The sequence below is a fragment of the Leisingera sp. SS27 genome, from assembly GCF_028368855.1.
Lineage (GTDB): Bacteria > Pseudomonadota > Alphaproteobacteria > Rhodobacterales > Rhodobacteraceae > Leisingera.
This window is the reverse complement of sequence record NZ_JAQNCY010000002.1, coordinates 259360-280645: the sequence shown is the minus strand read 5'-3', so window position 1 is coordinate 280645 and position 21286 is coordinate 259360. Positions and strand designations below refer to the sequence as shown.

Genomic DNA, 21286 nt, shown 5'->3' with positions numbered 1-21286 from the left:
GAACTTGCGGATCGATTTTGTGCATTTTCACTTCTCTGGCATTTGGCAGGCCACTCAAAAAAGGTAACGCTAACATTTTGAGTGATGACAACCCGGGGCTAGGATCCCGGTTCTGAAGGGCACTGGTGAACTCCCGCTCACCGCCATGCAGATTGAATTTAGTTCAGGCGAGCACCTCTACTTCGTTTAGATCGCCTGCAATGCGGATCAGCGGACATTGGCTACCGGTTTGCAACCGTCCCGCACCGCTAAGTCCCATCAGATCAGCCGGGATTCGAGTGGCAGAGGCAAGAGCTTCCTCAAGTGGAACATTTACCTGTGACGTCAAAACCCGCAAAGCGGAAGTCAGGTCCAAATCAGCTCCGGCCAAAGTTCCATCCGCCAGCGTTAGCTTGCCTTGTTTTCTGGAAATCCGACGGCCTTCAAGCTCGAATGCATCCTGCGCAGTGCCCGCAGGTGCCATCGCATCGCTCACCAGAAAGATCCGGCCCGGCCCCGTCTTGGCGGCCCAGGCGGCCCGCATGGATTCAGGGTGAACATGAACACCGTCGGCAATCAATCCAGCGCTCAGCCTGCCCGAGGCCAGAACCGCACCGACAAGCCCGGGTTCCCGGTTGCCCAGCTGGCTCATGGCATTGAACAGATGGGTGGCACAGGATGCACCCGCTTTTGCGTAAGACAGGCAGGTTTCATAGTTTGCATCGCTATGGCCCAGTGAAACAACTGCGCCAGCGGCAACTAGCGATTTCACCTGATTAACCGACACATTCTCGGGCGCAACCGTTAGCATCAGCGCTGGCAAGGATTGCGCAGCCGCCACAAGTGCGACCAGATCGTCCTCCTCCATCGGGCGGATCAATGCGGCGTCATGGGCGCCCTTCCGGGATACCGACAGATGCGGCCCTTCCAGATGCAGTCCTGCAATCCCCGGCACGCCTTCAGCCACAGCCGCCGTGGCGGCCGCTATGGCGGCGCGGGTCTTGGCAGCAGTGTCGGTGATCAGGGTGGGCAGGATCGAGGTTGCCCCCAAGGTCCGGTGGGCAGCCGCAATGCGCCGCAGGGTGTCCACTGAGGGATCTCCATTGAACATGACACCGCCGCCGCCGTTCACTTGCAGATCGACATAGCCGGGGGCGAGGATGCCGCCCTTAAGGTCGACCACGTCTGCGCCCCCGGCCGGCGCATCAGTGCCAATTGCGGCGATGCGGCCGGCCTCGAGCCGCAGCGCTGCGCCCTTATGCAGCTTTTCTCCGTCGAAGACAGATCCGCCACAGTAGATAATCGCCCCGCTGCTCATACCGTTTCCGTCACTTTGCGCAGATGCCGCGGCGCATCCGGGTTTATGCCGCGCTGTGCCGCCACTTGCTCAACCATCGCATAAAAGGAGACGATGGCCGCCACGGGGTCTGTCAGCCAGTGGCCGGTGCGGACATGCGGAAGCACATTGGCCTGTGCCGCCAGAGGTGTTGTGGCAAACACCTGAGCCCCTTTGGCTGCCAAGGTGTCAGCGACTTGCGCCAGGAGCGGCTCCGCGACATCATTCGCGGCAAATGCAATGACCGGAAAGCCGCTCTCCACGATCGACACCGGGCCGTGCAGCACCTCTGCTGAAGAATAGCTTTCCGCATGGATCTGACAGGTTTCCTTGAATTTCAGCGACGCCTCGTTCGAGATTGCCATGCTGGGCCCGCGTCCCAGAGTGAACAGCGAGCTTCCAGTAATGGCCGCGGCTGCAGCACTCCATTCGCAGCGCGTGGCAGCATCAAGCTGTTCCGGCAGGCGATGCAATGCTGCCAAGAGTTCGGCATCGCCTTTCAGTTCAGCCAGCAGCCACAGCCCGGAAACCAGTGATGTCACAAAGGTCTTCGTCGCCGCCACGCTGCGCTCCGGGCCGGCGTGCAGCGGCAGCGCCGCCTCCGCCGCCAAAGCGAGAGGGGACGCAGGATCGTTAGTGATGGCAACCGTGCCCGCGCCTGCTTTCCGGGCAGTTTTGGTCAGCTCCACGATGTCCGGGCTCTGCCCTGATTGCGAAACAGACAGACACAGAGCGCCGGCAACCTTCAGTTCGGCCCCGTAGACGGAGGCAACCGACGGGCCAATCGACGCCATCGGTAAACCAAGCAGCAGCTCGCTGGCATATTTGAGATAGGTGCAGGCATGGTCCGAAGAGCCGCGCGCGGCCGAAATCATGAACTTGAGCCCGTAATTCCTCGCCACATCCGCAGCCGCAGCCAGGGCTTCGCCGCCATTGCTAAGCAAGCGATCGACCGCGACGGGGATCTCTTCGATTTCCTGTCGCATCAGGGTGGTGTTCGGGGTCATCGGGTCAGCCTTTCCATCGGTGTTGCGGATCAGGGGGTAAGCCTCAGCTCAGCCACAAAGTCATAGGCATCGCCGCGGTAGTTGGACTTGGTGAACTCTGCAACACGGCCGCTGTTGAGGTAGGAAATGCGCTGGATGCTAAGCCCGGCTGCACCTTCGGCCACACCCAGCAAAGCCGCGTCTTCCTCTTCCAGATTAACTGCAGAAATCTTCTGAATGGCGCGCACCGGCCGACTGCCGGTTTCCTCCAGGAGCTCATAAAGCGAGTCGCGAACAGCCAGCGGGTTCGGCAGAATGTCCAGCGGCAGCGAAGCACGTTCCACAGCCATTGGGCGCCCGCCGGCCTCGCGCAAGCGGCAGATTCTCGCCACCTGGCCGTCAGCTGGCAGCCCAAGCACCGCCACCTCCTCTGGCGAGGGAAGGAAGACGCCTCGTTCAAGCCACTTGGCGCTGGTTTCCATGCCTCGAAGCCGCATATCTTCGCTGAAAGAAGTGAGGTGGGAGAGTGACTGCTCAAGACGCGGCGCGGATTCCCGAACGAAAGAGCCAGAGCCTTGGCGCTGAACAATCGCACCCTGCTTCACCAGCTCCTGAATGGCCTTGCGCACAGTCACCCTGGACAGCCCGGTGATCTCTGCAATCTCCCGCTCTGGCGGCAAAGAGGAGTTGGGCGGCAGAACACCAGCCTCAATGCCCTCTTCCAGCCGTTGACGCAGCCGGACATAGCGAGGCCCGCCGGTGGTCTCGAGCCAATCATCAGGAGCGAGGAAAGTTGTTGCATTCATGCTGACAGCTCCGCTTGAAAAGCCCGGGCCAGAGTTATGGCACCATCGATGGGCGCACCCTTGGGCTTTGTAACCGCATTCTGCGCGTTCTCCGGCAGGAACGCAGCATAGTGTGGGCCGATGCCCCCGGTAAGGCAGAGCGGCATGGCCGGGGTCCACCCCATCATTTCCAAGCCTTGCAGCAGGTGGCCTGCAGCGTCGCGCATCAGCGAAGCGGCAATGCCATCCCCAGAAGCTGCTGCAGCCGTCACTAAGCGCGCAATCTGGCCGAATTCATGCGGCTTAGCATCCGAGGCGAAAGCGACAATGCCATCGGTCCCGCCGTATTCCTTCAGCAGCGCGTCTGTCAGGGCAGTTTTTGCCGCCAGACCATCCCAGGCGTCCAGCGTCACGGCCAATGCCCTGCGGCCAACCCATTGAGCCGACGCCTCATCGCCTAACACCGGCCCCCAGCCGCCAGCGAAGCGCCGGACGCTTTGCGACTGATAGGCCATGAACGATCCGGTACCGCAATGGGCAATTGCGCCATCGGCTGCGCCATGGGCTCCTGCAAGTGCGGGATGGCGGTCATCCTCGACACGCACAGCCTCCAAAGGCAAGTCTGCAGCCACCCGCCGCGCAATCCGATCGCCCGTAACGCCGGCCAGCCCAAGATAGGCCGGCAGCCGCTTCAACAATTCTGGTGAAACATCCAACCCAGCTGCCAGTTCTGCCAACCCTTCCTTCAACCGCACAATAGCGCCATCGTAGTCGCTGGTAACGTTGGCTGGACCAGTCTCGACAAGAACCTGCCGGGTTCCATCAGCATACGCAATCCGGCATGTCGTTCCGCCGCCATCCACGGCGATGATTGGATTGTTTTTTGTCTCAAGCATGCTGATACCTTTATGATGCCTTTGTTGCAAAGTAAATACCAAATTACATCCATTCCCCCTCAGACCCTCCAAATTCATCTATATTTAAGGCGCCAATATAGACATCATTTTTTTGGTGGACAAATGGTATTGTATAGGTATGCTTCCCGCCAATGAGGAGAGAACACGTGCTGCCAAACCCGACTGAGCAACTCCACCCCGACGCCAGCAAGCTGGACAATCAGCCGCTGGAAGAAGCCGCCTTAGCGCTCGCCAAAGGCCAGCATGAGGCAGCTGGCGCTCCGAGGCATGCCTTGCGCGCTATTAGTGGAGGCGCCAAGGCGATGGCACGCAGCCTCGCTTCGGGCGGGTCCCTTTACTATGCCGCAGCAGGCTCCTCCGGATTGATGGCCGCCGCAGACGCCATGGAACTGGGCGGCACTTTCGGCATTGCAGAAGACCGTATCCGCATTCTTATGGCAGGCGGGTTGCCGCAATCCGCACACATGCCCGGCGGAACTGAAGACGACACCGCAGGACTGGCCGAGGGACTAGCCGGGCTTTCCTCAAGTGACACGGTCATTACAGTCTCCGCCAGCGGCAGCACGCCTTATACGCTTGAGGCAGCCCGTCTAGCCCGCCTCGCAGGTGCCTGCACTATCGGAATTGCCAATAATCCCGGTAGCCCGCTGCTGGCGCAATGCGACCACGCGATCCTTCTGACGACCCCGCCAGAGCTGATCTCCGGTTCAACTCGCATGGGTGCGGGCACGGCTCAGAAGATCGCCTTGAACATGCTTTCCAGCCTGATGGCAATAAAGCTGGGTCATGTCCACGACGGGATGATGGTCAATCTGCGCGCAGACAACGCCAAACTGCGCAACCGTGCAGAAGGCATTATCACTCGGGTAACGGGCGCCACCCCCGCTGCAGCCCAGGCCGCACTGGAGCTGGCAGATGGCGCCGTGAAACCGGCTATCCTCATTTGCGCCGGAGCGGCATCCCCCGGCCACGCAGTTGAGCTGCTGGAGGACAGCGCGGGTCGGCTGCGTTCAGCATTGATGAAGCTGCCGCAACTTCTGAGCTAACTCAAGATCAAACATGGGAGGAATCAATGAAACGGAAAACTCTTAAAGCTGTGCTTACCGCAACAACGTTAACCGCCACGGCAAGCTGGGCGGACGATGTAACCCTGACTATTGAAAGCTGGCGGAATGACGACCTGACCCTCTGGCAGGACAAGATTATTCCTGCCTTTGAGGCCAAACATCCCGGTATCAGGGTGAAATTCACCCCGTCGGCACCTCCGGAATACAACGCAGTGCTGAATTCCAAGCTGGACGCAGGCTCCGCGGGTGACCTGATCACCTGCCGCCCCTTCGACGCTTCGCTGGCCCTGTTCCAGGCCGGCCATTTGGCCGATCTCGGCGATTTGGACGCCATGAGTAACTTCTCTGACGTGGCCAAATCGGCTTGGCAGACCGACGATGGCTCCTCCAGCTTCTGCGTGCCGATGGCCTCCGTCATTCACGGCTTCATCTACAACGCCGATGCCTTTGCTGAACTGGGTATCGAGGTGCCGAAAACCGAAGCCGACTTTTTTGCAGCACTGGAAAAGATAAGCGAGGACGGCAGCTATATTCCAATGGCGATGGGCACCAACGACCAGTGGGAAGCCGCAACCATGGGCTACAACAACATCGGCCCGAACTACTGGAAAGGCGAAAACGGCCGCCGCGCTTTGATTGCAGGCGAGCAAAAGCTGACGGATGAAGCCTGGACCGCACCCTACGCCACCCTCGCAAAATGGAGCCCCTACCTGGGCGATGGCTATGAGGCGCAAACCTACCCGGACAGCCAAAATCTGTTCACACTCGGCCGCGCCGCCATTTATCCCGCGGGGTCCTGGGAAATCTCGGGTTTCAACACGCTTGCCGACTTCAAGATGGGCGCCTTCAAGCCGCCGGTGCAGAATGCGGGCGACACCTGTTATATATCTGACCACACAGACATCGGCATCGGCATGAACGCCTCCACTGACAACCCGGAAGCTGCCAAGGCCTTCTTGACGTGGGTTGCCTCGCCGGAGTTCGCTGCAATCTTCGGCAATGCTTTGCCGGGCTTTTTCCCTCTGTCCAAAGAGCCTGTGGAACTGGAAGATCCCCTAGCCAAGGAATTCGTCAGCTGGCGCGGTGAGTGTGAAAGCACCATCCGCTCCACCTATCAGATCCTGTCACGCGGCACACCGAATCTCGAAAACGAGACCTGGGGTGCATCCGTCGCGGCTATCAAAGGTACCGCTTCCCCTGAGGAGCTGGGTACCAAGCTGCAGGACGGCCTGGCCAGCTGGTACGCTCCGCAACAGAACTAAGCCTGTAACGGGGCGCTCTGTCGCGCCCTGTTACCCGGCCCCGCCGGCCCTCCTGCCCCCGCACGGCCGACCAATTCTAAGACATGGAGGAAGTACTCATGTCCCGCCCTTTACAAACCGGCAAAGCGATACATGCAAATGATGTAAGTGCGTTTGCCCAGGACATCAACGAGGCCTCCAGACTGGAAACGGGCAAGTCTGTGCAAAAACACGCTTCCCGGCGCCGCCCCCGTCTGCACATCGCAGTATTTCTTGCGCCCGCGGTACTGATCTATACGGCGGTGATGATCTTTCCTCTGGCCAACACGCTGCGGCTGGCACTCTATTCCAGGATCGACCAGGAGCGTGTCTTCACCGGCCTGGCCAATTTCCAGACCCTCTTTTTCGATCCCATTTGGTCCGAGCAGTTCTGGAACGCGCTGGGGAACAACTTCTGGTTCTTCCTGGTTCACATGCTGGTTCAGAACCCGATCGGCATTGCCCTGGCTGCGATCCTCAGCCACCCCCGGCTGCGCTTTGCCGCGCTTTACCGGTCGGCCATTTTCATTCCGACCATCCTGAGCTTTGTGATTGTCGGTTTTGCCTGGAAACTGATCCTGTCGCCGATCTGGGGTATCGCGCCCTCTATGCTGGACGCAGTCGGCCTCAAGTCACTGTTTGCCCCCTGGCTGGGCAAGGAAGAATACGCGCTGACCACTCTCGCTCTGATTTCGGTGTGGCAATTCATCGGCATCCCGATGATGCTGATCTATGCAGCCCTCTTGTCTATTCCCGAGGAAATCCTCGAAGCAGGCGAGGTCGACGGCATCACCGGCATGGGCGCTTTCTGGAAGATCAAACTGCCGCTGATCCTGCCGTCGATTGGGATCATCTCCATCCTGACCTTTGTCGGCAACTTCAACGCCTTCGACCTGATCTACGCCTCCCAAGGCGCGCTGGCCGGGCCTGACTTTTCAACCGACATCCTTGGCACCTTCATGTACCGGACGTTCTTCGGCTTCCAGCTGCAGCTTGGCGATCCGCACATGGGCTCTGCCATCGCCGGCGCGATGTTTGCGATCATCCTGCTGGGGGTCTGTATCTACCTCTTTGGCGTCCAGACCCGGATGCGCCGCTACCAGCTGTAAGGAGCAGATGACATGAACAAGGCCCGCTCCAACCCGCTCAACACCTATGCCATGCATGGCGCTCTGATCCTTTATACACTGATTGCGCTGTTCCCGGTCTTTGTGATCCTGATCAACAGCTTCAAGTCCCGCAAGGCGATCTTCCGCGAGCCGCTGGCGCTGCCCGATGCCGAGAGCTTTTCAATGATCGGCTATCAGACTGTGATGAAACAGGGGGACTTTTTCCTGTATTTCCAGAACTCGCTGATTGTCACTGTCGCCTCGCTGGCCTTGGTGCTGCTGTTCGGCGCCATGGCCGCCTATGCGCTCAGCGAGTACCGCTTCAGGGGCAATACGCTGATGGGCCTCTATCTGGCGCTTGGCATCATGATCCCGATCCGCATCGGCACCGTTGCGATCCTCGAGATGATGGTGGCATCGGGTCTGGTGAACACCCTGTGGGCGCTGATCCTGGTCTACACGGCCCAAGGACTGCCGCTCGCGGTCTTCATCCTCAGCGAGTTCATGAAGCAGGTCAGCGACGACCTCAAGAACGCGGGCCGTATCGACGGGCTCAGCGAATATACCATCTTCTTCCGGCTGGTGCTGCCGCTGGTGCGTCCGGCGATGGCAACTGTCGCCGTGTTCAACATGATCCCGATCTGGAACGACCTGTGGTTCCCGCTGATCCTGGCTCCGGCAGAGGAAACCAAGACCCTGACACTGGGCAGCCAGGTCTTCATCGGCCAATTCGTGACCGACTGGAACGCGGTCCTATCGGCGCTTTCGATGGCAATCCTGCCAGTGCTGATCCTCTATGTGATTTTCTCACGCCAGTTGATCCGCGGCATTACCTCGGGAGCGGTGAAATGACCCGTGTCCTGATTGCGGGCCTTGGCAACATGGGCCTGCCCCATGCCCTGGCCCACCATCTTAATCCGGATGCAGAGATCGTGGCGCTAGTGAACCGCTCCGGTACAGTCAGCCATCCGGACCTTCATGACTACCCGGCCTTCACCGATTTCCATCAGGCATTGGCAGAAACCAGTCCCGATCTGGCGGTCATCGCCACCTACTCCGACAGCCACGCGGAATACGCCTGCGCGGCGATGGAAGCAGGCGCGCATGTGTTTGTCGAGAAGCCGCTGGCTACTAATGTAGCAGACGCGCAGCGTGTGGCTGAAACTGCCGCACGGCTGAGCCGCAAGCTGGTGGTCGGCTACATCCTGCGCCATCACCCCAGCTGGCAGAAGCTGATCGCCGAGGCCTGCAGTCTTGGCGGTCCCTATGTCTTCCGCATGAACCTGAACCAGCAGTCCAGGGGCGCTGAATGGGAAACACACAAGGCACTAATGCAGACCACCAGCCCGATTGTCGACTGCGGCGTCCACTATGTCGACGTGATGTGCCAGATCACCGATGCCGCCCCGGTTAAGGTGCATGGCATGGGTCTGCGGCTGTCGGATGAGATTGCTGAGGACATGTATAATTACGGCCAGTTCCAGGTCGTCTTTGCTGACGGCTCCGCCGGCTGGTACGAAGCTGGATGGGGGCCGATGATGTCCGAAACCGCGCATTTCGTGAAGGACATCATTACCCCCAATGGCTCGGTTTCCATTACCGGCGGCAGCCGGGAGACCTCCTCGGATGTGGACAGCCACACCCGGGTTGGCAGCATCCTGGTCCATCGCCCCGAAGGCGGCCAGTTGATCGACATGCCGGATGAGCCCGGCCACCAGCAGCTTTGCGATGCCGAACTGGCCTTCATGCTGCGCGTCATCGCCAAAGACACCGATCTCAGCCGGCACATGTCCGGCGCCGTGCAATCACTCACCATTTGCCTGGCCGCGGATCAAAGCATCCGCACCGGCCAGCCCGTTTCTCTTGAGGAGGCCTGCCAATGACTGCCCTGTCACTGAAGAACATCAATAAATCCTTCGGCCCTGTCCACGTCCTGAAGGACATCAATCTGGACGTTGAAGACGGGGAGTTTGTCGTCTTTGTCGGCCCCTCCGGTTGCGGAAAATCCACCCTTCTGCGCGTGATTGCCGGCCTGGAGGATGCCACGTCCGGTGAGATCCGGATCGCCGGCGAACAGGTCAACCTGACACCGCCCTCAAAACGCGGTATCGCCATGGTGTTTCAGAGTTACGCGCTTTATCCGCATCTGAACGTGCGCGGCAATCTGACTCTGGCCTTGAAACAGGAACGCCAGCCCAAAACCGTGATCGAAGAGCGGGTCGTGGAAGCCAGCCGCATGCTGGGGCTGGAACCCTATCTGAACCGCTACCCGTCGGAGCTGTCCGGCGGCCAGCGCCAGCGCGTCGCCATCGGCCGCGCTATCGTGCGCCAGCCCAAGCTATTCCTGTTTGACGAACCGCTCTCCAACCTTGATGCGGCGCTGCGGATGAACACTAGGATCGAGATCGCTAATCTGCACCGCCAGCTGTCTGCGTCAATGATCTATGTGACCCACGACCAGACTGAGGCGATGACCCTGGCAGACAAAATCGTGGTGCTGCGTGACGGCCGGGTAGAGCAGATCGGCAGCCCGATGGATCTTTACAACGACCCCGCCAACCGTTTCGTCGCAGGCTTCCTGGGCTCTCCTTCAATGAACTTCCTGCCTGCGGATGCGCTAACACCGGGGGATCCGCGCGAGATGGGCCTGCGCCCCGAAGACATCCGGCTCGAAGGCGGCGGGCCGATTGCCGGCACTGTAACTCATGTGGAACAGCTTGGCGGCGATACAAATGTCATCCTGCAAACCGCCCGCGCCCCGCTGACAATCCGGCTGTTCGGCCAGCACGCAATAGCCCCTGGCAACGATGTCCAATTCGGATACGACCCCAGCCGTGCATACTATTTTGGAGATGACGGTCAACGTCTGAGGATAGAGTGAAAGATGACTCGAGCCTCGATCATTGCAGCTTTAAAGTCCACTTTCAGCCCGCACGGCGGTCCCGCAACAGCCGAACAGCCATCGCTAGGCTCAGGATCCATTGATTTCCGTTTTACGGCGTGATTCAGCACGCCTAAAACAAGCGGTGACGATATCTGATCTTTTCTGGTTGAGAGACGAGCAAATGGCCCGTCTAGTGCCCAATTTTCCGAAGTCCCATGGCAAGTCAGCAATCGCACTCACGGCTATCTTCATCTACTGGTTGTGAGTCCTGCCCCAATGCCGCCTTCACAGTGGGGATCAGCCGGGACAGCACAGCAGCGTCCAGATCACTGTGAAACCGCAGGCAACGCCCGCTGGCCAGGTGCAGCTCGATAGGAACGGAGCGGCTGGCAACGGATTCCGCTGGAGGAGCCCCGGCCACCAGGAGATCAACCGGTAGAAATACGACCCCTCGGTCAGGAGACCATTTCCGACCTGGCTGCGGCGTAGGGGGGTGAGTTCCGCCAATTTTCACGAACCCGAATGACCGCAAACGGGAAAGGTCGCCTCGCTGTCGAAAATCCCGCGCTGCGGGAGCGAGGGTTTTCTGCAGCAGCAATAGCAAAAGGCGGCTCCGTCCCGCAACCTGTAGATTGCCGCTTACAACCTCGCTGCATCCCGAACGAATGGCCGCGCTTCACGCCGCATGGCGGCGCTGAAGATGATGCAATCGCGGCGATTTTGGTGCTGCGAGCGCACGCAGCGAGAAATTGCAATGGCTGCCTTGGGCTCTCGCCCCGGTTTCGCCGCCGAGAGCGCGAACTGCGGCTCCTGATTTGCCAACGACCGTGCATTGAGCGACATTACACAAGATCAAGGACTTGGACCGCCGCGCCGATGACCGGTCTCGACCAGCGTGTTACACTGGCGTTGCCGCGCGAGCATTAGGCCGTTCTGAGCCCTTTGCGGTCACTGACCACCAAGCAGGCACTCGCACCTGCAGAAGGCCGTGAACGGCGCTTTGCGGCCATCCAAAACACATCCAACGAACGATAGCGGTGCGGGACGGAACGGACTTTGCGGGTGCCACGGCCAAGGTCAGCTTTGGATGTGTCAGTCTGCCACCATATCAACTTCGGTAGGCGAGAAACCGAAAGAAGCGACCATGTTCCGATGAGCATCGGTCCCAAGAAACTGTGAAAGAACTGCATCGACTTCATTCAGTAGTTCTGCGTCGTTTAAACCGAAGGCGAACGACCCGAATGCAGGCGGCTTTTCGGAGTTTGGCACAAGGATCAGTTCTAGGCCCCATTCTGGGTTCCGCTCGATGAAGCCGCCATGCGCTCGACCGACGCTGGCATAGGCGTCGGCAGTGCCTTCACGAACAGCTTGTGCGGCTTCGGTATATGTTTCGAAAATCATGATGCGGTCTGCACTGACGCCAAATTCAACCGCCGAGCGATGCTGAAACTGGTCACGGATAACCGCTAGTCGGACGTCAGAATTGTCGGCAACCGATTGATAACCGCTCAAACCCAACTGATTGCCCCTAGCCACCAGTAGCCCGTCTGGTAGCGCCCAGATCGGTCGGCTGAACAATGCGCTCTTCCTGCGTTCATCAGTTCCAAAAAGACCGGTCGTCATGCGCCATCGGCCATCCCCGACACCGGGCAGAAGTTCAGCAAATTCCGTTTCTACTGGTTCAAAGTCTGCAATACCAATTTCTGCAAATACATACCGGGCGAGTTCCACATCGCACCCCGTGACGCGGCCCGTAGCATCGACATAATTGAATGGCGGTTCGATCAGGTAGGCAAATTTCATGGGTCATCCTCTTTCGTGTTTTGGCCATAGCTGGCGATCTTGATGGCGAGGATGCTTTCGCATTTGTCTAGAGTTGCGCGTTTTACCTTCAGCGTTGCCGAATGATCCGACAGGATTTGCCGACGTTCTTCGACACCGGCATCGCCTGCTTTGGCGAGAGTCGTGAACCGACGCATTTGCTCTAGAGACATGCCGGTTTCGCGCAGCCAGTAGAGCAGGGTCAGCCATTCGATCAAACGAGGTGTGAACCGACGATGCCCATCGGTGCCACGCTCAATCTCTGGCAGCATTCCTGACTTTTCGTAGAATCTTATCGTATGTGCGGATAGCCCACAGGCTGCCGCCGCTTCAGCAATTCTCATATTCGCAAGTGCTCCTCTAACCTTTGGGTAGCGAGTTGGAGCAACTCTAAGTCAATAGCGATTTTTGAAAAGCTGACCTTCGTGCAGCGCGCAGCATCGGTCAAATCGGGCCCGAAGCCCGATTTCGCCGCGCGCGGCATGAATGTCTGCTTCAGTCGAAGGAAAATCTATGAGTCGCTAAAGGTAACTTTGCTGCGTCGGATGAAAATATTTCCCTTTAAAATCAAACGCCCAAGTTACCCAAAAAGGAAAAACTATGTGTCGCCCGACACAAATTTCCGGGCGACACATAGTTTTGCCATTTGCGGCAGAACCTTTCCTTTTTCCGTGTCTCCAACATCCCCGCTTGCACTTCCTGTTCCGCCAGTGGCGAAGCCTTCCCTGATTTTCACTTCGGAGGACCTCGTGTCTTCCGGATGGCAGGCGGACCAATCAAATGGAAAATGCCGGGGCAGGGGGGAGCGGAGGCACGGCTGACCTCTGCGCAAGCGATCGCGGTCTCGTCCGCGATCGCATTCTAAATCAGGCTGGAAGGGCAGGCCGCCGAACTGCAGGTTCTTATCAGTTGAGCCGAACGGCTGCATCGCGTTTGGCATGCCTGTGACGCGGCCTGAGGAACCAATCCAACTGGCGAAAGGGAAGCTGCGTTCAGCCGCCAATTTGTGCAACAAGGCCCAATTCCTGCTCTAGCCCGGCTCAGCAGTCCCGATTCTGCTCCACAGCTCATCGGCAACGACACCTATGGCCTGATCTCTCCGTCTCATCTTGAAAATCATCGTCCGGCGCAGGGGGAACCCCTCCAGGTTCAAGGAAAGCAAAGAACCGGACTGTCGCTCTTCCTTAGTCATATGGTCGGGCAGGCCGCCCCAGCCCAGGCCGGCGAGGATCACCTTTTTCTTGGCGGCCAGATCGGAAACGGTCCATTTCAGCCCCCCTGGCAGCAAATCGCGGCTCTGTTCATGCGCAGCGCCGCCTGTGCCGGCGGCGACGACCTGCACATGGCCTTGCATTTCGGCAGCCGAAATTGCGCGGGAACCGGCCGGCAGGCCCAGGCCGGGGCTTGCCACAGGCCGGATCGTGACCTCGGCAACCGGCTCCGCCTCCACATCGTCCAAGGGCACCCCGTCCAGGGACGCAAGCGCGATATCCGCCTTGCCCTCCATCAGCCGCGCAATCGGTCCGCCCATCATCTCCATCCGCAGCCGCAGGTGGGTGGCAGGATGGCACCGCCCGGTTTCGGCAAGGGCAGGCAGCAAGGGGTCCAGATCCATCGTCGCGCTGACAGCCACGGTCAGCTCCGGCTCTTCCCGGGCGCGCAGCCGGGCCGCGGTGGATCTCAGCCCCTGCATCTGCCGCAGCACCCGCGATGCCTCGCGATAGAAGATTTCACCTGCCGGGGTAAGCGCCGGGCGGTAGGCCTCGCGGCTGAAAAGCTCCAGCTCCAGCTCTTCCTCCAGCTGGCGGATGGTGTGGCTGACGGCGGACTGTGATTTATGCAGTCTTTCCGCCGCGCCGCGAAAGGTTCCGGCGGAGACAATCGCCTCCAGGGCAAGGAGCTGGTCGTGTTTCATCGGCCCTCAGCATGATCTATTTTTCTAATCGTTATGCTGAAAACACAATATTATCAATAAATCATTCCGGGCGGTATCCAGAGGGCATCACCACCACAGGAGACTGTCATGAAACTCTACTACAAACCCGGCGCCTGCCCGATGGCCAGCCACATAGCCCTGCATGAAACCGGCCGTCCGTTTGAAATCGAGGCTGTCGATACCGCGGCAGGCCGGACCGAAACCGGCGCCGATTACCATGCAATCAATCCCAAAGGCTATGTTCCGGCCCTGAGATTGGAGGACGGCAGCATCCTGACCGAAGGCCCGGCCATTTTGCAGTATATCGCCGACAGCCACCCCGAGGCGGGCCTGGCGCCGGCCGCAGGCACCCTGGCGCGGTCACGGATGCAGGAACAGCTCAACTGGATCGGGACCGAGCTGCACAAGGCCTTTGGCCCGCTGTTCCGCGAGGGTACGTCCGAGGCTGGCAAAGACGAAGCACGCACCGCGGTTGCAGGCAAGTTCGATCTGATCGAGGCGCAGCTGGCGGATGGCCGGGAGTGGCTGGTTGAGGATCAGTTCTCAGTGGCAGATGCCTATCTGTTCGTGGTTTCGAACTGGGCGAATTTCACTGGCATCGACCTCTCCCGCTGGCCCAATCTGGCCGCTTTTGTAAGCCGCAGCGCCAATCGCCCGTCCGCCCAGGCCGCAATGCGCGCAGAGGGTCTGATCCAATGACGCTCGCCGATTACAAACAGGTCGGCGCACTGATGGAGGCCTATTTCGAAGGCCTCTATCAGGCCGACAGCACCATGCTGCGCGAGGTGTTCCACCCGCAGCTGGCCTATGTCTGTGCCACTGAAGATGATGAGCTGTATCTGGATCTGGAAACCTACATGGCCCGGGTCGACGGACGCGAGCCGCCGTCCAAACGCGGCGACCCGCGCGAGGAGGAGATCCTGGAGATCGCCTTTGCCAGCGACCGGCTGGCCCATGTCAGCGCCCGGATGACCATGATAGGCCGGGATTTCCACGACCTTCTGACCCTTGTCCGTCACGGCGCCGAATGGCGCATCGTTGCGAAAGTTTTCTCCTATGTTCCGCGAAAGGACTAACTGATGCCTTATGTGAATATCAAAGTTACACGCGAGGGCGGCCCCGAGGGGACAGGCCCGAGCGCAGACCAGAAGGCGCAGCTGATTGCCGGGGTCACCGGTCTGCTGCAGGACATTCTGGGCAAGAACCCGGCGACCACATTTGTGGTGATCGACGAGGTTCCTCTCGAGGATTGGGGCGTGGGCGGCCTGCCAGTTCAGGAGTACCGGAAGCAGGCGCAATGAAGACACGGCTGACAGAGGCGCTGGGGATCACCTGCCCGGTGATCCAGGCGCCGATGGCCTTTGCTGCGGGCGGCGCGCTGGTCCGCGCCGTCACCCAGGCCGGCGGGTTGGGTATGATCGGGGGGGCTTATGGAGATGCCGGCTGGATCGAACAGCAGTTTGCCGCCGCCGCGGGGGCGCGCGCGGGCTGCGGGCTGATCACCTGGAAACTTGCGGAACAGCCGCAACTGCTTGACCTGGTACTGGCGCAGGATCCCGCGGCGGTGTTCCTGTCCTTCGGCAACCCGGCGCCATTTGCGCCTGCGGTCCGCGATGCCGGCGTGCCGCTGATCTGCCAGGTCCAGACCCTGCGCGACGCGCAGCAGGCGCTGGACTGCGGCGCGGACATCCTCGTGGCTCAGGGCGCGGATGCCGGCGGTCACGGCGAGGCGCGCGGCACCTTTGCGCTGGTTCCCGAAATCGCGGATGACATCGCACGCCGCAACAGCCAGGCGCTGCTCTGCGCCGCCGGCGGTATCACCGACGGGCGCGGCCTGGCGGCGGCCCTGATGCTGGGCGCGGACGGGGCGGTGATCGGCACGCGGTTCTGGGCGTCGCACGAGGCGCTGGTGCATCCGCGCATCCTGGACCGCGCGCTGGCGGCAACCGGTGACGATACGATCCGCACCAAGGTGGTCGATGTGGTCCGCGGCTATAACTGGCCCGCCCGCTACAATGGCCGCGTGCTGCGCAATTCCTTCATTCAGAAATGGCACGGCTCCGAAGCGGCCTTGAGGAAGGAAGCAGATGCTGAAGCTGCTAAATGGTCGGCGGCTCTGGATGCGGGTGATCCGGAAGTGGCAACGGCTTTCGCCGGCGAAGGTATCGGCCTGATCCGCTCGGCGGCACCTGCGGGTCGCATTCTCGCGGACCTCATGGAAGACGCGCAGCAGTGTTTGGCCCGGGCGGCTGAGGCAATGGGCGGGCACGCGGCCGAGTAACTATCCGGGCCCCTGCGGCAGCACCAATTCCGGCACAGGCTGGGACGGCCCTGCCTGTGCCTTCCGCTGCAGGTGTCAGCAAATTTGGTCCAGGACAAACTTGCCGGAGTGACCGGGCGCCTCCGACCGGCGGTGCGCTTTTGCGATCCGGTCCAGCGGCATGATTTCCTCAATCCCCGGATCCAAGATGCCCCGGGCCAGCCAATCCGCCAAAGGCAGCAGAACCTGCTGATTGGCGGGGTTCTGAACCGTCACCGGTGTGATGCCCCGCGCTGCGGTTAATATCCCGCCGGGCTTCCGCCATTCGGGCACAATGGTTGCATAGGTGCCGCAGTCCTTCAGCGCGGCAAAGGCCTGTTGCGCATGGTTCCGGCCGCGCACATCAATGGCGCCATCCACCTGCTGCGCGCCCGGCGTGGCTAGTTTAAACCCCAGTAATGGCGCAAGTATTTCCGCCATGGCACCAACCGCCCCTTGGGATTGTTGATCAGGACAGATGCGCCCAGCGGCAGGTCCAGTGCCTGAAGTGCTGCCAGTGGGGTCCTGGCAGTACTTCAGGCACGGCAGCCGCTGTTGTGAAGGATGCCGTATCGGCAATTTTCATAACTTGGCTGGCTGGCGGTGCGGTAAGTTCCGTGTGAGTGCCCACCGGTGAGCCTCGCTGCGGTGATATCGCCATCACCCGGTCGCCGGGGGCTAACCCGTTAGTGTTCGCGCCAAGCGCCTCGACCGTACCTGCCGCATCCCAGCCCAGGAGCATTGGAAAATGTGCCGGGTCACCGGGCAGGATCTTCCCTGACCGGACACCGCTATCCACCGGGTTCACACTGGATGCATGGACGCGGATCAGAAGTTCCCCCGGCTTGGGAACCGGGCGGGGCAGCTGCCCTATCGGGAAAACATTTGCTTTGCCAAAACGCTCGATAATTGCAGCTTTCATCCGTGCCTCCAGTTTTTGTTGTGGCCGAAAAAAATTATTGGATGCGATCGTGGGGCGGCAGAAATCCTTTGACACCAAGCAGGTGATTGAACAGGCGATGCTGCTGTTTTGGGAGCGGGGGTATGAGGCCGCCTCGATGGCTGACCTCAGCGCGGCTATGGGGCTGAATCCCCCAGCATCTACGCGGCCTTCGGGAACAAGCAGGCCTTGTTTGAACGGTGCGCCGACCATTTTGCGCAAAGTTTTGCTGAGCTTGCGCTCCGCCAGATTCCCGTATTGCCTTAGTATCCGGTCCGGGGCGCGTGCCCGCTTTACAAGACAGCCAGGCGCTTGCGGAATTGCTCACAACCCGGAGATATCCGCATAGACATTATAGTCGGCAATCTTGCCATCGCGCAGGCCAAGGCGCGTTGCAAAAGGAACCTCGTGCTCACTTTGATCCTTGCGGGTGTAGTGCACGGATCCTTCACAGAAAACAGTATCACCGCTCGACCATATGCCGGTGATTGTGTGGTGCATCGCATCGATCGTTGTGAAGAATGCGGCATTGGCATCCTCGACGGGCTTGCGTCCCGTGATGGTGTCAAAATTGCCGAGCCGGAAGGTCACATCATCGCTCAGAAAGCTGACAACAGCTTCGGCATTCATTGCGTCCACCGCAGAATAGAGACCGCCAATCAGTGCGGTATGAGGCGTGGTTCCCTTAGCTGTAATTTGCATTGGTGGTTCTCCTGGTTTGAGGTTCAGTCGGTGATGAGGACGCCTGGCTCCTCCGCCTGCCGCGATTGATCAGCCTGCGCCAGAGGCCGGGCGGCAGGGTATGGCCGTTTGTGATGGCCAGTCCGAGGAACAGGACAAGAAGGGAGATCACAAGCGACAGATGGACGGGCTCCCTGAAGACAAGCGCGCCGAAGGCAATTCCAAACAGCGTTGCGAAGTATCCGACCTGCGCAAATCCAACCCCATCGGTGCGGCGCTGGACTTTGAAGGTCAGAGCGTAGCTTAGTGCGGTGATCAGACCCGTGCCGGCGATGGCAGAAAAAGTGCCAAGGCTCAGTGCGGCGGTTTCTGCGATGCCGCCTGTAGCCAGAAGCAGAATGCCGGTCAGCACGAGCTGGAGCAAAAGTGTTCCGGCCGCCAGCATCACCGGGTCGCCGCCTGGAGGGTAAGCGCGGCTGCGGAACACGTTTCCCATGGCCAGAAGCAGGGGACTTGCTGCCGCCAGGACGACCCAGAAAGAGGCAACTCCTTTAAGCTCACGGCTGTTTTGGGTGGCAAGGCTGATCCCCGCCAGGCCGATCACGATGCCAACCAGCCGATGGGCGGGCAGCATCCGGCGCTCCGCAAGAGCGGTGATCGCAAAGGTAAAGAGCGGCGAAAGCGTTACCAGAGCTGAATAGAACCCTGTCGAAACATGCTCCAGAACTGAATAGCCGATAAGGGCGGGCCCGCTGACGCCGAAAAGCCCGGCGCCAAGGTAATAGGTTAGATGCCTGCGGCTGCACTGCAGGTGCCTGCCAGTGGCCGCGGCTGCGGCCGACAAGGTGATGCTTGCCGCACAGAGTTGCCAGAACAGTGCGGCAATTGGGCCGGTATCTGCAATGGCCACGAATTTCGACAGTGTGAAACTGACCCCGACCAGCATCCCGATCGCTATGATCAGGGCTGTGGGGGGCAGGGATTTGATGAAGCCGGGCATCACGCCGTTCCCCTGGGCGAGGATATTTCCGTAAAGGGGCTGTCTGGCCCAATCGGGATGATGCCGGCCGGATTGATATGCCGGTGGCTTTGAAAGTAATGCGCGCGGATATGGGGCAGGTCGATGGTTTCGCGAACCCCGGGCAGTCCGCCGGTATCGCGCAGGTAGCGGGACAGGGCAGGGTAATCGGCGATCCGTTTCCGGTCTGTCTTGAAATGCGTCACATAAACAGGATCAAACCGCACAAGTGCCGGAAACAGTCTCAGGTCGATGCCGGTGATCGCCTCCCCGGCCAGGTAGCGCCGTTGTTCCAGAACCATTTCGACTTTGTTCAGAGCGTCAAAAAGCTGCGTCACGGCCTCGTTATAGGCCGTTTGCGAGGCGGCAAATCCAGCACGGTACACTCCATTGCAAATCGGTGTGTGGATCATGCCGGTCAGGCGGTCGATTTCCTCCTGCAAAACGCAGGGATAGAGAGTTGGCCCCGTCGCGCCCGCTTCGCCAAAAGACGTGTCTAGCATCCGCATGATATCTGCGGATTCGGTGCTGACGATCCTGCCGCTTGGCTTGTCCAGCAAGAGGGGCACGGTGACCGGTCCGGTAAAGTCCGGTGCGGCCCGCTGGTAGACCTCAAAAAGATAGCGGTCGCGCGGCACACCTGCGGTCTCGACGAAGCCTTGCTGGTCAATGATCCAGCCATTCTCTGACGTGACCGGATCCATCCATGTGATGCTGACCGCATTACGGAGGCCTTTGAACGTCAGCATCAGGTCAACGCTGTGGCACCAGGGGCAGGCCTTGGACAAGTACAGATGATACCGGCCTGATGCCGCCGGAAACGTGGCACCGGGGCCGGCTTCAATCCAGGACCGGAACACACTTGGCAACCGTTGAAAGCGCCCGTCTGCAGAAGCAGGCTTGTCGCGAAGAATTCCATTGATGAGCATTCTGGGCATGGCGGTTTCCGGCAGCTTGAGTGTTGTGAATGAACTATTTGGTTTCTGAAATTTCTTTAATCGGCTATCTGGGAAACTTCAGGGTGAGCAGAAGTTGACAATTGAAAGAGCAGAATGATTGAAATTGGCGCCATCCCGATTTTTGTGGCGGTCGCAGAAAATGGCGGGTTTGCAGCCGCTGCCCGGCAGCTCGGGATCACAAAGTCCGCAGTCAGCAAGCGGATAGGCAACCTGGAAGCGCATCTGGGAATGCAGCTGTTTCACCGCTCGACCCGAAGTATGTCACTGACCGAAGCCGGTGAAATCTACCTGTCGCATGCTGTGCAGGCGCTTGGGTCCGCGCAAGAAGCGGAGGAAGCTGTCACAGCCTTGCGGGGGCAGCCTGTCGGGGGGCTCAGGGTCAACGCGCCGATGTCCTTTGGGTTGCTGCATGTTGCGCCATTGATCAAAGAGTTTCTGGAGCGCCATCCAGGGATCACACTTGACCTGAACATGGATGACCGGGTGTCTGATTTGGTTGAGGCCGGGGTCGACATGGCAATCCGGGCGGGCATCCTGCCGGACTCTGCTCTTATCGCACGCAAACTGGCGCCCATTCACAGTGTGCTCGCCGCGTCACCAGAATATCTGTCACAGGCAGGAACACCCCGGTATCCCGAAGACCTGTTGCAGCACAGCTGCCTGCACTACAGCTATTCACGCGACGCAAGAGAGTGGACCCTGTGTGGTCCGAATGATGAAATAAGTGTGCGCACAAAGGGCAAGATGCGTGTCAACAACAGCCAGGCCCTGTGTACAGCCCTGATTGACGGGCTGGGGATCGGACGCCTGCCGACTTTTGTGGCAAGTCCCCATTTGGCAGCAGGCCGCCTGGTCCGGGTTCTTCCAGCTTATTCGCTGCCTGAACAATCTTTGTATGCGGTTTTCCCGGAACGGCGTCACATGCCTGCGAAAGTTCGGGCATTTGCCGATTTTCTGGCGGAACGGATCGGCGGCGATACACCTTATTGGGACATTGAGGCTGGCGTGGACGTGTGACGCTTCATTTCAGTCTCCGGGATCGCGAACCAGCCTTCCAGCAACCACGCGGCACTGCGTGAATTTCGCAACCGCAGCAAATGCCGCCCTTGCTGAGCCGTTTCGAAGATTCAAAAGTTATGGCATGAGTCCGGCCAGGGCTGGCTATGTCTTTCGTGAGAGGCAGGCGTTATCCAATTTGGCAACCCTCTTCATCGAGCTTAGCAGCGCTGAGGAGTGGCATAGAAACACTCTCCTGCCATGGTTGTCCCTGGTCAGATGCTTGCTGTCCG

At 59.8% G+C, this 21286-nt stretch carries 23 protein-coding genes and 1 pseudogene; 12 read left to right on the top strand and 12 right to left on the bottom strand.

What is annotated here, in order from left to right; all coding sequences use genetic code 11:
- Nucleotides 1–163 precede the first annotated feature (163 nt).
- Genes nagA through N6L27_RS07220 form a run of 4 tightly spaced genes read right to left on the bottom strand, consistent with a single transcriptional unit; the run spans nucleotide 164 to nucleotide 4024 of the window.
- Nucleotides 164–1297 carry an N-acetylglucosamine-6-phosphate deacetylase gene (gene nagA, locus N6L27_RS07235; RefSeq protein ID WP_271906549.1) on the bottom strand — a complete coding sequence of 378 codons (1134 nt, stop codon included), beginning with the start codon at nucleotides 1295–1297 and terminating at the stop codon, nucleotides 164–166.
- Nucleotides 1294–2322, bottom strand: a complete 1029-nt coding sequence (locus tag N6L27_RS07230; RefSeq protein ID WP_271906548.1) for an SIS domain-containing protein — start codon at nucleotides 2320–2322, stop codon at nucleotides 1294–1296. The genes nagA and N6L27_RS07230 overlap by 4 nt, the downstream gene beginning before the upstream one ends.
- Nucleotides 2323–2351: 29 nt before the next feature.
- The gene (locus tag N6L27_RS07225) at nucleotides 2352–3107 is read right to left on the bottom strand and encodes a GntR family transcriptional regulator (RefSeq protein WP_271906547.1); all 756 of its coding nucleotides are present in this window, start codon (nucleotides 3105–3107) and stop codon (nucleotides 2352–2354) included.
- The gene (locus N6L27_RS07220; protein WP_271906545.1) at nucleotides 3104–4024 is read right to left on the bottom strand and encodes a BadF/BadG/BcrA/BcrD ATPase family protein; all 921 of its coding nucleotides are present in this window, start codon (nucleotides 4022–4024) and stop codon (nucleotides 3104–3106) included. Before N6L27_RS07220 ends, N6L27_RS07225 begins: the two co-directional genes overlap by 4 nt.
- A 110-nt stretch (nucleotides 4025–4134) precedes the next feature.
- Here N6L27_RS07220 and N6L27_RS07215 point away from each other — a divergent pair, with 110 nt between their 5' ends.
- From N6L27_RS07215 to N6L27_RS23275, 7 genes and pseudogenes are all read left to right on the top strand, one after another.
- A complete protein-coding gene (locus N6L27_RS07215; RefSeq protein WP_271906544.1) occupies nucleotides 4135–5049 on the top strand; it encodes an N-acetylmuramic acid 6-phosphate etherase in 915 nt (304 codons plus the stop codon).
- A gap of 26 nt (nucleotides 5050–5075) precedes the next feature.
- On the top strand, nucleotides 5076–6332 hold the full coding sequence (locus N6L27_RS07210; RefSeq protein ID WP_271906543.1) for an ABC transporter substrate-binding protein: 1257 nt from the start codon (nucleotides 5076–5078) through the stop codon (nucleotides 6330–6332).
- Nucleotides 6333–6430: 98 nt separating this feature from the next.
- A complete protein-coding gene (locus N6L27_RS07205; protein WP_271906542.1) occupies nucleotides 6431–7459 on the top strand; it encodes a carbohydrate ABC transporter permease in 1029 nt (342 codons plus the stop codon).
- 12 nt (nucleotides 7460–7471) lie between these two features.
- On the top strand, nucleotides 7472–8311 hold the full coding sequence (locus N6L27_RS07200; protein WP_271906541.1) for a carbohydrate ABC transporter permease: 840 nt from the start codon (nucleotides 7472–7474) through the stop codon (nucleotides 8309–8311).
- Complete coding sequence (locus N6L27_RS07195; RefSeq protein WP_271906540.1) at nucleotides 8308–9342, top strand: Gfo/Idh/MocA family protein; 1035 nt, start codon at nucleotides 8308–8310, stop codon at nucleotides 9340–9342. Before N6L27_RS07200 ends, N6L27_RS07195 begins: the two co-directional genes overlap by 4 nt.
- Nucleotides 9339–10340, top strand: a complete 1002-nt coding sequence (locus N6L27_RS07190; RefSeq protein WP_271906539.1) for an ABC transporter ATP-binding protein — start codon at nucleotides 9339–9341, stop codon at nucleotides 10338–10340. The genes N6L27_RS07195 and N6L27_RS07190 overlap by 4 nt, the downstream gene beginning before the upstream one ends.
- 151 nt (nucleotides 10341–10491) lie before the next feature.
- Nucleotides 10492–10575, top strand: a pseudogene (locus tag N6L27_RS23275) (IS5/IS1182 family transposase); the annotation flags it as partial.
- Nucleotides 10576–11435: 860 nt separating this feature from the next.
- On the opposite strand, the gene N6L27_RS07185 reads toward N6L27_RS23275, so the two are convergent.
- The 3 genes from N6L27_RS07185 to N6L27_RS07175 form a co-directional block, all read right to left on the bottom strand.
- Complete coding sequence (locus N6L27_RS07185) at nucleotides 11436–12146, bottom strand: transporter substrate-binding domain-containing protein (RefSeq protein ID WP_271906538.1); 711 nt, start codon at nucleotides 12144–12146, stop codon at nucleotides 11436–11438.
- Nucleotides 12143–12508 (bottom strand): MerR family transcriptional regulator, encoded by a 366-nt coding sequence (locus N6L27_RS07180; protein WP_271906537.1) that lies wholly within the window; start codon nucleotides 12506–12508, stop codon nucleotides 12143–12145. Before N6L27_RS07180 ends, N6L27_RS07185 begins: the two co-directional genes overlap by 4 nt.
- 686 nt (nucleotides 12509–13194) lie before the next feature.
- On the bottom strand, nucleotides 13195–14079 hold the full coding sequence (locus N6L27_RS07175; protein WP_271906536.1) for a LysR family transcriptional regulator: 885 nt from the start codon (nucleotides 14077–14079) through the stop codon (nucleotides 13195–13197).
- Between the two features lie 108 nt (nucleotides 14080–14187).
- Between N6L27_RS07175 and gstA the strand changes: the two genes are divergently transcribed.
- From gstA to N6L27_RS07155, 4 genes are read left to right on the top strand one after another with little or no spacing between them, the layout of a single operon-like run.
- Nucleotides 14188–14799, top strand: a complete 612-nt coding sequence (gene gstA / locus N6L27_RS07170) for a glutathione transferase GstA (RefSeq protein WP_271906535.1) — start codon at nucleotides 14188–14190, stop codon at nucleotides 14797–14799.
- Nucleotides 14796–15176: a nuclear transport factor 2 family protein gene (locus N6L27_RS07165; protein WP_271906534.1), complete on the top strand. Its 381-nt coding sequence runs from the start codon at nucleotides 14796–14798 to the stop codon at nucleotides 15174–15176. The genes gstA and N6L27_RS07165 overlap by 4 nt, the downstream gene beginning before the upstream one ends.
- Nucleotides 15177–15179: 3 nt before the next feature.
- Nucleotides 15180–15401 carry a tautomerase family protein gene (locus N6L27_RS07160; protein ID WP_271906533.1) on the top strand — a complete coding sequence of 74 codons (222 nt, stop codon included), beginning with the start codon at nucleotides 15180–15182 and terminating at the stop codon, nucleotides 15399–15401.
- Nucleotides 15398–16381, top strand: a complete 984-nt coding sequence (locus N6L27_RS07155; protein WP_271906532.1) for an NAD(P)H-dependent flavin oxidoreductase — start codon at nucleotides 15398–15400, stop codon at nucleotides 16379–16381. The genes N6L27_RS07160 and N6L27_RS07155 overlap by 4 nt, the downstream gene beginning before the upstream one ends.
- Before the next feature lie 75 nt (nucleotides 16382–16456).
- Here the strand turns inward: N6L27_RS07155 and N6L27_RS07150 are convergent, their stop codons facing one another.
- The 5 genes from N6L27_RS07150 to N6L27_RS07130 form a co-directional block, all read right to left on the bottom strand.
- On the bottom strand, nucleotides 16457–16840 hold the full coding sequence (locus N6L27_RS07150; protein WP_271906531.1) for a zinc-binding dehydrogenase: 384 nt from the start codon (nucleotides 16838–16840) through the stop codon (nucleotides 16457–16459).
- Between the two features lie 28 nt (nucleotides 16841–16868).
- Nucleotides 16869–17552: an alcohol dehydrogenase catalytic domain-containing protein gene (locus N6L27_RS07145; protein ID WP_271906530.1), complete on the bottom strand. Its 684-nt coding sequence runs from the start codon at nucleotides 17550–17552 to the stop codon at nucleotides 16869–16871.
- Nucleotides 17553–17663: 111 nt separating this feature from the next.
- Nucleotides 17664–18041: a nuclear transport factor 2 family protein gene (locus tag N6L27_RS07140; RefSeq protein ID WP_271906529.1), complete on the bottom strand. Its 378-nt coding sequence runs from the start codon at nucleotides 18039–18041 to the stop codon at nucleotides 17664–17666.
- Nucleotides 18025–19020, bottom strand: a complete 996-nt coding sequence (locus N6L27_RS07135; RefSeq protein ID WP_271906528.1) for a DMT family transporter — start codon at nucleotides 19018–19020, stop codon at nucleotides 18025–18027. The genes N6L27_RS07140 and N6L27_RS07135 overlap by 17 nt, the downstream gene beginning before the upstream one ends.
- Nucleotides 19020–19967, bottom strand: a complete 948-nt coding sequence (locus tag N6L27_RS07130) for a glutathione S-transferase family protein (RefSeq protein ID WP_271906705.1) — start codon at nucleotides 19965–19967, stop codon at nucleotides 19020–19022. The genes N6L27_RS07135 and N6L27_RS07130 overlap by 1 nt, the downstream gene beginning before the upstream one ends.
- 123 nt (nucleotides 19968–20090) lie before the next feature.
- Here N6L27_RS07130 and N6L27_RS07125 point away from each other — a divergent pair, with 123 nt between their 5' ends.
- Nucleotides 20091–21014, top strand: coding sequence for a LysR family transcriptional regulator (locus tag N6L27_RS07125; RefSeq protein ID WP_271906527.1), 924 nt, complete (start codon nucleotides 20091–20093; stop codon nucleotides 21012–21014).
- Nucleotides 21015–21286: the final 272 nt, after the last annotated feature.